This window comes from bacterium (genome assembly GCA_035559435.1).
GTDB lineage: Bacteria > Zixibacteria > MSB-5A5 > WJJR01 > WJJR01 > JACQFV01.
Window position 1 is genome coordinate 25,292 of the sequence record DATMBC010000094.1, and the last position, 16,593, is coordinate 41,884.

A 16,593-nucleotide genomic window follows, 5' to 3' on the forward strand; every position below is an offset into this window, starting at 1 on the left:
CAAGTTCTCCTTTTCCTGTTGGGTGGGGTTGTGATAGCGGCCTTCATGGCGGACACAACGAGCGCGCAATTGTCGCCGGGCGATCTGCATCGGGCGCACGCGTTTCTCGACGGGGTCGCAAACTGCGCCAAGTGCCACGATCGCGACCGCGGCGAGCTGCGGGCCAAGTGCCTCGATTGCCACAGCGCGATCCGCGCGCGGATCGCGGCGGGACAGGGACTGCACGCCCAGCCCGACTACCGTGACTGCCAGCACTGCCATGTGGAGCATCAGGGGCGCGACTTCGCGCTGGTCTGGTGGCCCGAAGGCGACAGCGCTTTTGATCACGCGCTGACGGGTTATGTCCTGCGCGGCCGTCACATTCAGGCGCCCTGCCGCGCCTGCCACCGGCCCGAGAACATGCGCGATGCGGCGCCGCTTGTGGCACAGAAGAAAGACTTGGCCCGTACCTATCTCGGATTGGACACGACCTGCCTGTCCTGCCATCACGACGAACACCGCGGACAACTGGCTTCCACCTGCCAGCAGTGCCACACCCTGGATGGCTGGACACCGGCGCCGGGGTTCGATCATGGCCGGACGAAGTTCGCCCTGACCGGCAAACACACTGCCACCGCCTGCGCCAAGTGCCACGAGACCGTGCCCGACCCGGGGCAGGCGCGGGACACCTCGTATCTGCGCCTCGCCAATGTCAAACACGGCAACTGTACCGACTGTCATCAGGACACACATGGCGGACGTTTCGGCGGACGGTGCGAGAGCTGCCACAACACCGGCGGATGGACGGTCACGCAGACGGCGGCATTCGATCATGCCCGCGCGCGCTATCCCCTCGAGGGCGCGCATCGTCAGGTGGCCTGCGAGAAGTGCCATCCGGCCGGGCAGAAAAAGACGGGGCTGAAATTCGCGCGCTGCCTGGATTGTCATCAGGATCATCACAAAGGCGAATTTGCGCATCGTTCCCAGCAGGGCGCCTGCGAAGAGTGCCACACGGTGGCGGGGTTTGCGCCGGCGCTGTTCACCATTGAGCAGCATGCCGCCGGTGACTTCGCGCTGCGCGAGGCGCATCTGGCGGTGCCGTGCAATGCCTGCCACAGTTCCAAGGCGGCGCCGTTCGCCGGACGGCGGGCGCCGTTTACCTGGAGCGCCACGCACTGCCAGGATTGTCACCCCGATGTCCATAAAGGCACATTGGCGCGGATGGTGGAACGCGATGGTTGCGACGGTTGCCATTCCGAGTCGGCGTGGAGCGCGATCGCCTTCAATCACGACAGCACCGCGTTTCCATTGCGCGGGCGGCACGCGTCTGCCGTCTGTGCCGCCTGCCACAAGGGCGACACGACGGTCGTGACGATCGCGCGGCTCGCCTTTGCGCCGATGAAGCGCGATTGTGAATCGTGCCATCGCGACATTCACCGCGGGCAATTCGCCGTCACCGATTCGCTGCCGGCAACACGCTGCGACCGTTGCCACACGTCGGAGAACTGGCGTCCCGAGCGCTTCGACCACAGCCGGACCGAATACCCACTGGATGGCGCGCACGCCAAGGCGCCCTGCAGCGGCTGCCACAAGCCATCCACCGTCGATGGCGCGCCGTTTGTGAATTACCAGATCGCCGATCGCACCTGCCGCGCCTGTCATGGCGCCGACACGGTCGTGCCCGCCGGAGGCCCGCGATGAGACCGCTCCTCCCGGTGATCGCGTTGGTATTGGGCGCCGTGGTTGCGGCGGCGGCGCAGACGGCGCCGCGCAATCCGCACGGCGGGATCCGCTGGGACTGCCAGGATTGCCATACGTTGACATCGTGGAGTCGGATGCGGGAACCGTTGAGGTTTGCGCACGGCGAGACGGGATTCCCGCTGGTCGGCGCGCACGCCAAGACGAATTGTATATCCTGCCACCACGATCTGCGTTTTGTCGAGACCGAATCGTCCTGCGCCAATTGTCACGCCGACATCCATCGCGGCCAGCTCGGGGCCGAGTGCCAGACCTGCCACACCGCCGAGAACTGGCAGAGCCGGCGCGAGGGGTTCGAGCAACACGCGCAGCGGGGATTCCCGCTGGTCGGTGTGCACGCCATCGCCAACTGCGACGCCTGCCATGCCAATCAACTGCCGCGCGAGTTTGCCGGGACACCGACCGATTGCGCCGCCTGCCATGCCGCCGACTTTCAGGCGACCAGCGATCCGCCGCATGTGGCCGCCGGGTTTACGCAGGAGTGCCAATCCTGCCACGGTATCGGCGCGCTCTCGTGGGCGAACGCGACGTACCAGCATCCGGCCTCGTTCCCGCTTGCCAACGCCCATAACGGGCCATCGTGCAACGATTGCCACGCGACCGCCTACGCCGGGACCTCGCCGGACTGTTTTGCCTGCCATGAGTCGGATTACCGCACCGCGCCCGACCCCGACCATGACGCGGCGGGATTTTCCACGCAGTGCGCCGAGTGCCACACCACGATCGCGTGGAAACCGGCCGCGTTGGATCATGGGCTGACCTCTTTCCCGCTCACCGGCGCGCATGTCGCGGTCAGTTGCAATGCCTGCCATATCGCCTCGTTCAGCGGGACGCCATCGGCGTGTGTGGCGTGTCATGAGTCGAACTTCACCGCCGCGGCCGATCCCGATCATGTGGGCGGCGAATTCCCCGAGGATTGCGAGCACTGCCATGGGACGGCCGCCTGGACGCCGGCAACGTTTGATCACGACCTCTCCGATTTTCCACTCACCGGCGCGCATGTGTCGGTGACCTGCAACAGTTGCCACGTGTCGGGATACACCGGCACCGCCGACGATTGTGTCGCCTGCCATGAGTCCGATTACCTGGCCGCCGGGGATCCGAAGCATGTCGAGGCCGGATTCCCGCGGCAGTGCGCGCAGTGCCACAACACCGCGGCATGGGAGCCGGCGGACCTGGATCACGATCTGACGGATTTCCCGCTGACAGGCGCGCATGTGTCGGTGACCTGCGAGAACTGCCACACGGCGGGCTACACCGGCACGCCCTCGGCCTGTGTGGCGTGCCATGAATCCGATTACACGAATGCCGCCGATCCGAATCACGTGAGCGGCGGATTCCCGACTGATTGTGCACAATGCCACACGACGTCCGGATGGGAGCCGGCGGGAATCGATCACGATCTGACGGATTTCCCGCTGACCGGCGCGCACACCATGGTGACCTGCAACCGTTGCCATGCGTCCGGATATACCGGCACACCGCTGGAGTGTGACGCCTGCCACCATGCCGATTACGCCAACGTCGCCGATCCGAATCACACAAGCGCCGGATTCTCGACCGCCTGCGCCGAGTGCCACACCACCGCCGGCTGGGTTCCGGCGTTGCTGGATCATGATCTCACCGATTTCCCGCTCACCGGCGCGCATGTGGCTGTCAGCTGCAATTCCTGCCACAGCGCCGGATACACGGGGACCGCAGCGGCGTGCATCGCCTGCCACGAGACGGATTACACCACGACAACTGATCCCGATCATGCCGGCGCTGGAATTTCCATGGAGTGCACACAGTGCCACACGACGGCCGCCTGGGAGCCGACGGATTTCGATCACGATCTCACCCAATTCCCGTTAACCGGCCTGCATGTGTCGGTGACGTGTAACAGTTGCCACGCGGCCGGGTATTCCGGCACGCCGCTGGAGTGCGATGCCTGTCACCGTGCCGACTACACCGGCGTTGTCGATCCCGATCACGTGGGCGCCGGCTTTTCGACCGCCTGCGCCGACTGCCACACCACCGCGGGGTGGACGCCGGCGTCGCTGGATCATGACATCACCGGCTTCCCGTTGACCGGGGCGCACACATCGGTCACTTGCGCGAATTGCCACACGTCGGGGTACACGGGCACCGCGTCGGCGTGCGTCGCCTGTCATGAGAGCGACTATCGCGGTGTGAATGATCCTGACCACATTGCCGCGGGATTCCCGGACGATTGTGTGCTCTGCCACACGACCGCGGGCTGGGAACCGGCCAACGTCGATCACAGCCTGACCGACTTCCCGCTCACCGGCGCGCACTCATCTGTCACTTGCGAGAACTGCCATACATCGGGGTACACAGGGACACCATCAAACTGCTTTGCCTGCCATGGGTCGGATTATCAGGCGGCGGCGGACCCTGATCATGCCGCGGGAGGATTTCCGACCGACTGCGCCCGGTGCCACACGACGACCGCCTGGGAGCCGGCTTGGTTTGATCACGCATCGACGCAGTTCCCGCTCACCGGCGCTCATGCCTCAGTCACTTGCGAGAACTGTCATGCATCGGGGTACGGCGGGACGCCGCTAGCATGTTTTGCCTGTCACGATGATGACTACAACGCCGTGACCGATCCCAATCACGTCAGCGCGGGCTTCGGCACGATCTGCAGCGAATGCCACACCACATCGGGGTGGACGCCGGCATTGCTGAATCACGACATCACCGGCTTCCCGCTCACCGGCGCACACCTGGCGGTCTCGTGCAACACCTGCCACGCGTCCGGATACACAGGGACGGCGTCGGAGTGCCTGGCCTGTCACCAGAGCGATTACACCGCGGCTGTCAGTCCGGATCACAACGGCCTGGCGACGGATTGCGCGCAATGCCACACGACGACCGGGTGGAAGCCATCATCGTTCAATCACAACCAGACGCAGTTTGTGCTCACTGGAGCGCACACATCGGTCAGCTGTAACAACTGCCACGCCGCCGGGTATACCGCGACACCAATGGCATGTTTTGCCTGCCACGATGACGACTACAACGGTGTGGGCGATCCTGACCATGCGCTGGCGGGTTTCTCGACGGTTTGCACACCTTGCCATAACACGACCGCCTGGTCGCAGGTGTCGTGGAGCCACAATCAGACGGGATTCACACTGACCGGGGCGCACCAATCAGTGACGTGCAACAGCTGCCACTCGACGGGGTTTGCGAACACATCATCGGCGTGCTATGCCTGCCACAGCAGCGACTTTGCCGGCGCGACCAACCCCGATCATGTGGCCGGTGGAATCCCGACACTGTGCGAGCAATGCCACACAACGTCGGCGTGGACCCCCGCGTCCTTTGATCACAATCTCTCGGGATTCCCGCTGACCGGCGCGCACGCGACCGTGAACTGCAACAGTTGCCATGCCAATGGTTACACCGGCACGCCGACGGACTGTGACGCCTGCCACCATGCCGACTATCTGGGTGTGCTGGATCCCAATCATGTGAGCGCGGGATTTTCGACGCTCTGCCAGCAGTGTCATACCACAATGGCGTGGACGCCGGCGTCGTTTGATCACAATCAATCGGGATTCCCGCTCACGGGGGCGCACACGACCGTGACCTGCAACAGTTGCCACGCCAACGGCTCCAGCGGCACACCGATGGAGTGCGCGGCCTGCCACAACAACGACTACCTGTCGGCAACGCCCAACCATGTGGCGGCGGGATTCCCGACAACCTGCCAGACATGCCACACGACCAGCGCCTGGACACCGGCCAATTGGGATCATGACGCGCAGTACTTCCCAATCTACTCCGGCGCGCACAAGGACAAGTGGAACGATTGCGTCGATTGCCATGTGAGCGCGGGGAATTTTGCGGCGTTCGAGTGCATTTTCTGTCACCAGCACAATCAGACGGACACCGACAGAGACCACACCGGGGAGCCGGGATACCAATATCTCAGTTCGGCATGCTATGCCTGTCATCCGCGGGGGTCGCATTGAGGCGCGCGCTTGCGATCATGCTCTTTGCCTGCCTGACCCTCCGTGGCGCGGCGTCGACATGGGGAGATGTTGTCGAGCGCGCGTTCAAGGTCACCTTCGTCTCGGCTGAACTGGTCTATATCAATGGCGGCCGAGCGGAGGGGCTCACGGTTGGCGCGCGCCCCGCGGTCTGGAGCGGCGACGCCAAGCTCGCCGAACTGGAGGTGGCGCACCTGGCCGAGCATTCCGCCGCCTGCCGCATCATGGGTCCGGGCGCGAGCATCCGTATCGGAGACCCGGTCAGAATCAGCCTCGAGCGTTCGACAAGCGCCGATACCGTCATCGCGCCGTCTGTGTCCGGCGATTCGAGCTCCAGGACCATGCCGCCCGCTTCTTCGCCGGCCGCTGCGCCGCGGACGCCGTCGGCGCCGGCCCAGGTCTCCGGCGGCATCGCCGTGCTCTACAGCGATTGGAACGATCGCGGCGACGCGGACTTGGATTTTGCCCAGGGCCGTGTCGATTTCGATCTGCGCGTGGACCGTCTCTGGACGCCGGGGCTGTCGGTGGTTGTGCGCTCCACCGGACGTCAGGATCGCTGGAGCGGGGCATCGTCCAGCCGCGGCGACAATACCTGGGAGAGTCGGATCGCGACACTGGCGCTGGACTATCGTGCGCCGGGCTCGGCGATGGGATTTTCGGCGGGCCGGATCAATCCGGCGCGGCTGGGAGCGATTGGGCGGCTCGACGGCGCGTCGGTTGAATACAATGTCTCGCCCGTTTGGCGTCTGGGCCTCTTCGGCGGCGCGAACTCGCGCTGGCAGTACACCGACGAGCGACCGGAGTTGCAGACCTACGGCGTGTATGCCGGATTCCGTCGTGGCAGCGCGCGGCGTCTGCTGATCGATCAGACCATCGCGACGGTTGGGCAGTACCACGGCCGGACCGCCAGCCGCGAAGCGCTGCTGGCGCAGGGACGGATCATGCGCGCAGGCCGTTTCAGCATCAGCCATCTTCTGGAAATCGACGCTAACCGCGGCTGGCGACGCGATCAGGCCGGCGAGTCGATCAGTCTGTCCAGCGCCTTTGCCCAGGGGCAGGTGGATTTGTCGCGGGCGGTGATCGCCACTGTCTCGTATGACACGCGCAAGAGCTTCCGCAATTACGAAACCCGCGATATCGCCGACAGCATCTTCGATGATCGCGTTCGCCAGGGTGTCCGAGCGCAGCTCGATTTGATGCTGCCGCAGGGAATTTCGCTTTCCGGGGGTGTCGGCTTACGATCCGTGGCGGGCGAGGCGGCGAAGACCCATTCCTACAACGGCGCGGTGCGCAAGCAGGGCTTGTTCAACGCGCGGAGCAACGTGAGTGTCACGGGCTCGCGGTTCACGAGTGAGTCCAGCAGCGGCTACAACGTGAGCGCGTCGCTGGGCCAGGGGCTGGGCGCGCGCACCTGGCTGTCGCTGGGCGGCGGATGGTACCGTTACACGCTGGCCGGGCCGTCGCTACGCCGGCTGAATCGCAAGGTCGATCTCAGCGCGCGGATTGCGCTGTCGCGGGCGCTGGCCCTCAATGGGCTCGGGCAGTGGCAGGACGGTGATGACACCCGCGGGCATCGTTTCGAGGCGGGAATCAGCGCGCAGTTTTAGCGGATATGGCCATGACGGAAACCACAATCATGTGGGCGGGAGTGCTGGCGTTGGGCGCGGGGATCATCGTGCCTTACGCGCTCCGGTTCCATCGCCGGCAACGGGCGGCCTGGCGGCGCAAGCATGAAGCGCTGCAGGCAGGCATCGAAAAACCGCGCGGGCAGTATCCGTTCATCGATCCCGGCTTGTGCATTGGCTGCGGGGGCTGTGTGGCCGCCTGCCCCGAGGGCGATGTGCTCGATGTCGTGTATGGGACCGCGATGGTCATCAACGGCGCCCGCTGTGTGGGACACGGCCACTGCGAGCGCGCCTGCCCCGTCGGCGCGCTGGTGGTCGGGCTGGGTGACACCCGTGAGCGCGAGGATATTCCGATTCTCTCCCGTGAGTATGAGACCACGGTGCCCGGGTTGTTCATTGTCGGGGAGCTCGGCGGGTTGTCGCTCATTCGCAATGCGATCCGTCAGGGGCGCGCGGTGATCGAGACCATCGCGCAGCGGCTGCCATCGCTGCCGGCGGCGGAAGCCTATGATGTGATCATCGTCGGAGCCGGCCCGGCCGGGCTGACCGCCGCGCTGTCGGCGATCGAACGCGGATTGAACTACCTGGTCATCGACCAGAACCAGATCGGCGGCACGATCCTGCATTATCCCCACCGGAAACTGGTGATGACCCAGCCGGTCGAGATCCCTCTCTATGGCTGTCTGCGCCGCGAGGAATATTCCAAGGAAGAGCTGCTCGAGATCTGGACCGAGATTACGACCCGCTTTGATGTGCACGTGCGCACCGGCGAGCGGGTCGACGATGTGTCGATGGACGGCGGGACATTCCGGATCATCACCAGCGCCGGGATCTACCGGGCACGAAATGTGGTGCTGGCGCTGGGGCGTCGCGGCACCCCGCGCAAACTGGGCGTGCCGGGCGAAGATCTCCCCAAGGTGATGTATCAACTGGTCGACGCGCGTTCCTATGCCGGGCAAAACCTGCTGGTTGTCGGCGGCGGCGACAGCGCGGTCGAGGCGGCGATCGGTCTGGCGCGCCAACCGGGGAACCGTGTCTGGATTTCCTACCGCAAGGCGTCGTTTGCGCGGGTGAAGAAGAAAAACGAGGACAAGATCCGCGAGCAGATCGATCGCGGCCAGGTGACCGCGTTGTTTGAATCCGAGGTGCGTCTGATCGACCCGGCCGCGGTCACGCTTGCCACGCGCGACGGGACGGTGGAAATCCCGAACGACTATGTCTTCGTGATGATCGGCGGGCTGCCGCCGTTTGAGATGCTGCGGGCGGCCGGGGTCCGTTTTGGCGGCAAAACGACCGACGCGCGCGCAGCCACCCCTTCGGCCGCTACCGTCGTAACGTCCGACACGCGCCGCCGATAGTCGAACTCCCGATTGGTTCGTCAATGCAGATTGAAACGGCCGCTGAACCCGCAGGAGCCGTCGGGCCCGCCGTGCACCTTGATCTGGAACCGCTCGCCATAGGGCGAATCGCAGCGTGTGACCGTCCAGAGGTAGGCGCCGGTGTTGGGGGCCGCGGGATCGAGCACGCAGACGAAGTCGCCGTTGTGGTACAGTTCGAGGACCACCGCTTCGGGCAGATGGATCGGATCCCAGGTGATCGAATGCTGGGACTGTAACGGCCAGATGTCGTTGACGGCGGGGCTGGTCACCCGCACGGTGCAGGCCTGAACGCTGAAGAAGTCGCTGAACTGCGAGCAATTGAATTCGTTGAGGTCGCTGATCCGTACGCGATAGTCGGGCCCGCTGCCGCCCCCGTAGTCGTTGACCACCCAGTCGAAGGAGCCGTCGTCGGGGGTGTTGGCGGCGATGATGTACTGATAATCCGAACCACGATAGAGGTGCAGGCCGACTTTAATGTTGGTGCCCAACCCCAGCGGCTGCCACTGGATTGTGCGCGCCTCGCCGGTGACCCATAACTCGCGCTCGCGGGGCACGGTGACCTCAATCGGACAGGGGAGTTCCACGGTGAAAAAGTCGCTGAAGTCGTAAAGGTTTTCGTCCAGCAGCGATGTGACTTTGATACGGTAGTCGGGGTCGCTTTTATCCGCGCAACTGGTCAGCTCCCAGTCGTAGTACCCGTCATTGTGCGTCGCCTCGGTGATGCTGCAGAGGTTGAAACCCGCCTTGTACAGGTCAAGCCGCACCTGGCTGCCGGCGTAGCCGGAACGCCACTGGATGGTGCGCGATTCGCCGCGCGACCAGGAGGTGGCCCAGTTGGGATAAATGACCGCCATGTAGGCCGGCGGGTAGACGGTGGTGAAACTCCAGATCGGGCCGATGACATTGCGACCGTCTTCATCGATGAGAATGACCCGCCAGTAGTAGGTCCGCGCCAGCGACAGGGAATCGATGGTCAACGAACGGCCCGCGACGCTGGGTTTGTAGAGCAAGGGCGGATTGCTGGTGCCCAGGTAGACATCCTGGCGGATGGTGCGCCCTGCGGGTGAATTTCCCCCTTCCCAGGAGAGGGTGACCGAAGTGGGTTGATCGACGGCGCCATTGGCGGGGGTCGGGTTGGACGGGGGTGTGAGCTTCTCGTCGCAGTTGCCGGTCAACCAACACAGGCATCCCCCGCCCAGCATGATGGCCAGGGCGGCGATCAGAAGCAGACGAATGGGATGGTGCGCGCGCATGCGAGGTCGCCGGACTTTCTACCGATGTGCGGGGCGGATATTCCCGAACCTGATACGAATCCGGAGGGGGTTATTGTTCCCGGAGAGTGGCCTCGCCGGCCACCACCGTGATATCGCCGGTCGTGGTCCGCAGGATCAGGGCGCCATGGTCGTCGATGGCCACCGCCTGGCCTTGGATCGACTTTTGTCCATAGTGGATGGTGACTTCGCGCCCCAGAAGCAGCGAGCGGTCGCGGTAGTCGGCCAGGAATGGGGTGAGGCCATCGCGACGGAACCGTCGGTAAACCGCCTCGAAATGGGTCAGGAATGACCGGAAGAAGGCCAGACGGTCCAGCGGACGTCCGCAGGCGTGTGCCAGCGAGCCGGCGGTCTGACGAAGGGCGGGGGGGAAATCCTCCAGCCGGTGGGCGACATTGATGCCGGTGCCGCAGATGACATAGTAGACACGGTCGACCTCGGCGGAGACTTCGGTGAGGACGCCAAACACCTTGCGTCCGGCAATCAGGCCATCGTTGGGCCACTTGAGATCGACTTTCAGACCGAGATCATCTTCCACGGTTTGCGCGAAGGCCAGCGCGGCCAGAAGCGAGACGGCGGCGGCTTTCTGCAACGGCAACTGCGGGCGCAGGATAAAGGAGGCCCAAATGCCCAATCCCGGCGGCGAATGCCAGACGCGTCCCAGGCGTCCACGGCCGCTGGTCTGCTCTTCGGCGACCACGATCGTCCCTTCCGGGGCCCTGGCTTCGGCCAATTCGAGTGCGCGGGCATTGGTCGAACCGATGCGGTTGTAGCAGTGCAACTGGCGCGCCATGATGCGTGTCTTCAGTCCGGCAAGGATTTCGGTGTCGATCATCCGGTCGGGCGAACGCGTGATACGGAGGGACTCGTTGCGTCCCGCAGTCAGTTCATACCCCAACGCGCGCAGTTCATCGAGTCCGCGGTGAACGCGCGCGCGCGAGATCCCGAGCGCCGCGGCCAATTCGGTCGGTGTCCAGCCGCTTGCGGTCTTCCGCGTGCGCAGAAGCAGAACGATCTCGTTGACGAGCGGATCCATGAATTGGCCGTTCAGCGCGCGGCGCGTCGAACGCCGCGTTGCGGCGTGCCATCCCATTCCAGCGAGAAGTTGATCGAACGCGCCGAATGCGTGATGTGGCCGGAGGAGACAAAATCGACGCCGGTGCGGGCAATGGCGGCGATGTTGCGCGCGGTGACTCCGCCGGAGGCCTCAATCGTGATGGCCTGGCCATGCCGGCGCTGCCATTGCCGGATGGCGCGTGTCGCCTGTCTCAGTTGCGCGACGGTGAAGTTGTCCAAAAGTAGCCAATCGACGCCCAGGCGCAGGGCGAGTTCGATCTGCGCCGGCGACTGGATCTCGCAGATCAGCCGGCGCCGGCCCCGATGGCGTTGCGCGGCGGTGATGGCGGCCGCGAGTCCGCCGGCGGCGAGGATGTGATTGTCCTTCAACATCAACGCATCATGGAGTCCGAGGCGGTGATTGACCGCGCCGCCCAGGAGCGTGGCGCGTTTTTCCAGCAGCCGCAGCCCGGGAGTGGTCTTACGCGTGTCGAGCAGGCGCGCCCCTTGTTTCGGCAGGCGCGCGGCCATCGCCGCGCTCTCGGTGGCGATGCCGGAGAGATGCGCAACGAAATTGAGGGCGCAGCGTTCGGCGGACAGCAGCGCGGCGGCATTGCCGCGCACAATCGCGACGGCGGTCCGCGAACGGAAGCGATGCCCCTCGCGTATCTTCCAGGTAATCCGGCAGCGCCGATCCAATCGGCGAAAGCAGGCGGCGAAGGCATCGGCCCCGGCCAGGACGCCATCGTCCTTGGCCAAGAGGATGGCGCGCCCCGGTTTCCCCTTCAAGCCGAGCGCCTGCGTGGTGCGGTCGCCGGTCCCCAGATCTTCACGCAGAGCGATGTCGACCGCACGCCGCAGCGCGCGACGGTAGGCGGCGGTCGGAATGAGAAACGGGACGTTTGCGGCTCTCATGGGTTGACTCCGAGCGGCAGGGGGCGTCCCAGTCCCCAATTCGGGTAGGCGTCGAGCGCAAGCGGGTCGTCGCAGGGTTGCTGATACAGTCCGACGGCGGCGATCATGGCCGCGTTGTCGGCGCACCATTCGGGAGGCGGGGTTACCGCCCGCCGTCCGGTGCGTTCGGCCCAGGCGCTGACCTTGGCGCGCAGGCGGCGGTTGCGCGCTACGCCGCCGGCGACGCTGATGGCCTTGATGCGCAAATCCTCCGCGGCGCGGAAGAGATTGTCGCAGAGGGCATCGACCACCGCGCTCTCGAAGGAGGCGACCCAGTCGGAGAGATTGATTTCGGGTTTGCGCCCGGCGCGGCGGTCGTTCCAGTCCTGCGCCGCGGCGGTCTTCACGCCGGAAAAGGAGAAGTCATACCCCTGGCCGTCGAAACGGGCGCGCGGGAAGGGAATGGTGTCGGGGTTGCCGTGCGCGCCGATGCGGTCCAGGTGCGGGCCGGCCGGATAATCGAGGCCGATCAGCTTGCCGACCTTGTCGAGCGCTTCGCCGGCGGCGTCATCGCGTGTGCGGCCGATCTCGCGGAAATGCCCCGGTTCATCGACGACCACCAGCGATGAATGCCCGCCGGAAGCGATCAGGACGAGATACGGATATGCCATCTCCGGGGCGGCCATCGCCGGTGTGTGGGCGTGGCCTTCCAGATGGTTGATGGCATAAAGCGGGAGGTTGCGTGCGCGCGCCGCCGCGCGGGCATAGGCGACACCAACCAGCAGACATCCGACCAGGCCCGGTCCGGCCGTGACCGCGATGCCGGCCAGATCATTCCAGGTCAGATTCGCTTTGGCCAGCGCCTGCTCGACCACGGAGGGAAGGCGTCCGGCATGCTCGCGCGAGGCCAATTCCGGCACGACGCCGCCATAGGCGGTGTGCACCGTTTGCGAGAAGATAATGTTGGCGAGGATATGTCCGTCGGGGGCGGCGACCGCCGCGGCGGTCTCGTCGCAGGAGGTTTCAATCCCCAGAATCGGCCCGTTGGTTCCCACGGCGGTCCACGGTAACAGAATCGGGGCTCACCTTCAAGACCCTCAGGGGGTCGGGCACGGAGGCCACAGCGCGCAAGATCAGCCGGTCCTCCTCCTCGCGCAGGCGGTCGCAGACCACCGCGATGGCGCTGGGGGCCAATTGCACCACCGCCGACTGCGGCCCGGCGACCTCGACGCGGACATGCGTCGGTTCGGGGACAGCCGCCTCGGGGTGATCGAATCCATCCAGACGCACCGGCACGGCCTCGAAAGCGCGGGTCAGGTACGGTTCGATCTTCTGGTAGTAGCGCACTTCGCTGACGGCGCTGGTGATGCCATGGCCGGGGGGCGGCAGGACCGCCAGGAGACGCTCGATCGGATCGCGGGCGTTGTTGATCACCTGCGGCTGGGTCCACACTTCGGCGATCTCCGCCAGCGCGCTCCGCGGGCCGGTCAGCGCTGTCGAGTCGGGCGTCAACTGCGGCGGACGGGCGCAGACAAAGCCCTCGTCGGTTTTGACCTCGACCGCGCTGCGGATGGGAACCGTCTTGGTCGCGAGACTGTCGAGCGTCACGGTGATGGTGTCGTGGTCAAGCAGTTCCAGCACCTCGAGGTCCTTGATGCCATAGAGGGGGACATTCTCGCGCTGCAGAGGGATCGGCTGTGTGCCGACGTGACCGCGGCTGAGGTCCAATGGCCAGCGGCACTCGCCCCATTTGAGGCGCAGCAGCGCCTTGCCCGTGCCGCGCAACAGCACCGACACGCTGCCGACCGGGGCCTCGGACATGGTCAGGTGCGCGGGAATGTTGACGTAGGAGAGGTTATACCGGATCGCCAAATCGTAGCGCTGATTGGTCGCTACATGGAACCAGAGGACCATCGCGAAGGCGATGGCCAGGATCTTCAGCGGGATGTTGCGAAGCAGGCGCATCGGCACGGGCCCATCGATCAGTTCAGACGGAACTTCTCCCCCAAATATATCTTACGCGCCTCGGGGTCATTTGCGAGATACTCCGAGGTGCCTTCCTTCAAAATTTCGCCGTCGCACATGATGTAGGCCCGGTCGGTGATCGCCAGCGTCTCGCGGACGTTGTGGTCGGTGATCAGCACCCCCAGCCCCTTGGCCTTGAGGCCGGCGACAATCCCCTGGATGTCCTCGACGGCGATCGGGTCGATGCCGGCGAAGGGCTCATCGAGGAGCATGAATTTGGGACGGGTCGCCAGGGCGCGGGCGATTTCGACCCGGCGGCGCTCGCCTCCGGAAAGCTGATACCCCTTCGACTTGGCCACGTGGGCGATGCTTAGTTCGTTGAGCAGTTCCTCCAGACGGGCGCGGCGCTCGGGGCGGGACAGTTTCTGGGTCTCGAGGATGGCGAGGATGTTGCCCTCGACGGTCATCTTGCGGAAAACCGAGGGCTCCTGCGAGAGGTAACCGATGCCGAGACGGGCGCGGCGGTACATCGGCAGCCGGGTGATCTTGCGCTCGCCGAGGAAGACGTCCCCCGCATCGGGCTTGATGAAACCGATGGTGAGGTAGAAGGTGGTGGTCTTGCCGGCGCCGTTGGGTCCCAGCAGCCCGACAATTTCCCCCGGGCTGATAGCCACCGAGACGCCATCAACCACCCGCCGCCGGCGATAGGTCTTCACCAACCCGACCGTATGCAGGCGTTCCCCATTGGCCGCAGGCGCAGTCACCCTGGCAAGATGGTCAGGAATCTGTTTAAGGGCAAGAGGTTAGGGGGCTACGCCGCCACATCCGCGCAAATCAACTCTGCCTGTTCGATGACTGTCTGGGTCGCCTTCTCCTGCTTGTCCGGCGGGTAGCCGTGTTTACGCAGGATGCGTTTCACCAAGACGCGCAGCTGGGCGCGGATGTTCTCACGAACCGTCCAGTCGATGGTCACATTGGAGCGCACAGTTTGAGCCAGTTCCTGCGCGATCCGGCGGAGTGTTTCGTCACCGAGCACCTTGACGGCGCTGTCGTTGGTTTCGAGGGCGTCGTAGAATGCCAGTTCATCATCAGAAAGTCCCAGCGCTTCCCCGCGGGCGTCTGCCTGTCGCATGTCCCGTGCCAGCGCGATCAACTCCTCGATCACCTCGATTGTCTGGATCGAGCGGTTGTGGTAGGCCGTGATGCTCTTTTCAAGCATCTCCGCAAATGACCGGGCCTGAACGGCATTCTTGGCCGCGCGCCTCGTGATCTCCCCGCGAAGGAGTTTGCGGAGCACTTCGACTGCCAGGTTCTTGTGTGGCAAGGCCCGAACTTCGGCCAGGAATTCGTCGGAGAGTATCGAGATGTCCGGCTTCTTCAGTCCTGCGGTGGCGAAGATGTCGATCACTTTGTCGGTGGAGATCGCGCGCGAGACGATCTGTCGGATGGCCAGATTGAGTTCCTCGTCAGTCGGTCCCGTGACACGTCTCGACTTGGTCAATGCGACTTTGACCGCCTGGAAGAACCCCACGTCGTCCTGGATGCGGAGCGCCTCTTCATGGGGCACGGCCAGCGCGAAGGCCCGGGACAGGTCCGACACCGCCTGCGTCAGGCGTTGTGTCCCGTCCTTGAGCCCGAGGATGTGATCCTGCGCCGGCGGCAACAGACGCAGCCGCACTTCGGGGTCAGGGGCGCGCCAATCTGACCAGTCAAAGCCGTGGAAGAGATCGCGGCAGATCTCGTACTTTTCGAGCATGACGGCGACCGCCTCTTCCTGATCGATGGCCGTCTGTCCTTCACCGCCGCTGTCGGTGTAGTCCTTCAACGCGCGCTGCAACTGATCGGCCAACCCGAGATAATCGACAATCAATCCGCCAGGCTTGTCGCCATAGACACGATTGACGCGCGCGATGGCCTGCATGAGTCCATGGCCGCGCATCGGTTTGTCGATGTACATGGTGTGCAGGCAGGGAACGTCGAAACCGGTCAGCCACATGTCGCGCACGATGACGATCATGAATTTGTCGTTTGGGTCCTTGAAGCGCTCGGCCAGACGCTCGCGGCGTTGTTTGTTGCGGATATGCCCCTGCCAGGGCAGCGGGTCGGTCGCCGACCCGGTCATGACGATCTTGATGGCGCCATCCTCATCGTCATCCGCATGCCATTGCGGGCGCAGACGGACGATTTCGTTGTACAGATCGACGCAAATGCGGCGGCTCATGCAGACGATCATGGCCTTGCCGCGGATGGTGTCCTGCCGGGTCTCGAAGTGGTTGACCAGGTCCTGGGCCACGATCCGCAGCCGGCGTTCGGTGCCGACCAGCGCCTCCAACGCCGCCCATTTGCTCTTAAGCCGTTCCTTGCGTTCGCTTTCCTCCCCTTCGGTCACCTCCTCGAATTCGGGATCGAGGCGTGGTTTCTCCTCTTGCTTCAACTCGAGTTTGGCGAGACGGCTTTCGTAGAAGATGGGCACCGTGGCGCCGTCGACCACCGCGCGCTGAATGTCGTAGATGTCGATGTAATCGCCGAACACGGAGCGGGTGTTCTTATCCGATAATTCGATCGGGGTTCCGGTAAACCCGATGAACGTGGCATTGGGCAGCGCGTCGCGCATGTGGCGGGCGTAGCCGTCGATGAAGTCGTACTGGCTGCGGTGCGCCTCGTC

The 16,593-nt window shown here is 64.7% G+C and carries 11 protein-coding genes; 4 read left to right on the forward strand and 7 right to left on the reverse strand.

Annotation, left to right across the window (positions count from 1 at the left end):
* The first annotated feature begins 45 nt into the window (after positions 1 to 45).
* The 4 genes from VNN55_10940 to VNN55_10955 are packed head-to-tail and all read left to right on the forward strand — an operon-like array spanning position 46 to position 8,721.
* The gene (locus VNN55_10940) at positions 46 to 1,680 is read left to right on the forward strand and encodes a cytochrome C (GenBank protein HWO58071.1); all 1,635 of its coding nucleotides are present in this window, start codon (positions 46 to 48) and stop codon (positions 1,678 to 1,680) included.
* Complete coding sequence (locus tag VNN55_10945) at positions 1,677 to 5,720, forward strand: hypothetical protein (GenBank protein HWO58072.1); 4,044 nt, start codon at positions 1,677 to 1,679, stop codon at positions 5,718 to 5,720. Before VNN55_10940 ends, VNN55_10945 begins: the two co-directional genes overlap by 4 nt.
* Positions 5,717 to 7,345 carry a hypothetical protein gene (locus VNN55_10950; GenBank protein ID HWO58073.1) on the forward strand — a complete coding sequence of 543 codons (1,629 nt, stop codon included), beginning with the start codon at positions 5,717 to 5,719 and terminating at the stop codon, positions 7,343 to 7,345. Before VNN55_10945 ends, VNN55_10950 begins: the two co-directional genes overlap by 4 nt.
* A gap of 11 nt (positions 7,346 to 7,356) precedes the next feature.
* Positions 7,357 to 8,721: an NAD(P)-binding domain-containing protein gene (locus VNN55_10955; GenBank protein HWO58074.1), complete on the forward strand. Its 1,365-nt coding sequence runs from the start codon at positions 7,357 to 7,359 to the stop codon at positions 8,719 to 8,721.
* A gap of 20 nt (positions 8,722 to 8,741) precedes the next feature.
* Here VNN55_10955 and VNN55_10960 read toward each other — a convergent pair whose 3' ends face one another.
* From VNN55_10960 to VNN55_10990, 7 genes are all read right to left on the reverse strand, one after another.
* Positions 8,742 to 9,995 carry a hypothetical protein gene (locus tag VNN55_10960; protein ID HWO58075.1) on the reverse strand — a complete coding sequence of 418 codons (1,254 nt, stop codon included), beginning with the start codon at positions 9,993 to 9,995 and terminating at the stop codon, positions 8,742 to 8,744.
* Between the two features lie 70 nt (positions 9,996 to 10,065).
* Positions 10,066 to 11,049 (reverse strand): biotin--[acetyl-CoA-carboxylase] ligase, encoded by a 984-nt coding sequence (locus tag VNN55_10965; GenBank protein HWO58076.1) that lies wholly within the window; start codon positions 11,047 to 11,049, stop codon positions 10,066 to 10,068.
* Positions 11,050 to 11,060: 11 nt separating this feature from the next.
* Positions 11,061 to 11,984 (reverse strand): carboxylating nicotinate-nucleotide diphosphorylase, encoded by a 924-nt coding sequence (nadC, locus tag VNN55_10970; protein ID HWO58077.1) that lies wholly within the window; start codon positions 11,982 to 11,984, stop codon positions 11,061 to 11,063.
* A complete protein-coding gene (tsaD, locus tag VNN55_10975; protein HWO58078.1) occupies positions 11,981 to 13,018 on the reverse strand; it encodes a tRNA (adenosine(37)-N6)-threonylcarbamoyltransferase complex transferase subunit TsaD in 1,038 nt (345 codons plus the stop codon). The genes nadC and tsaD overlap by 4 nt, the downstream gene beginning before the upstream one ends.
* Entirely contained in the window at positions 12,987 to 13,928 is a 942-nt protein-coding gene (locus VNN55_10980; GenBank protein ID HWO58079.1) for a hypothetical protein, read from the reverse strand. Before VNN55_10980 ends, tsaD begins: the two co-directional genes overlap by 32 nt.
* A 17-nt stretch (positions 13,929 to 13,945) precedes the next feature.
* Positions 13,946 to 14,662: an LPS export ABC transporter ATP-binding protein gene (gene lptB / locus VNN55_10985; GenBank protein ID HWO58080.1), complete on the reverse strand. Its 717-nt coding sequence runs from the start codon at positions 14,660 to 14,662 to the stop codon at positions 13,946 to 13,948.
* Between the two features lie 77 nt (positions 14,663 to 14,739).
* Positions 14,740 to 16,593: HsdR family type I site-specific deoxyribonuclease (locus tag VNN55_10990; GenBank protein HWO58081.1), on the reverse strand; the 1,854-nt coding region annotated here is incomplete at its 5' end.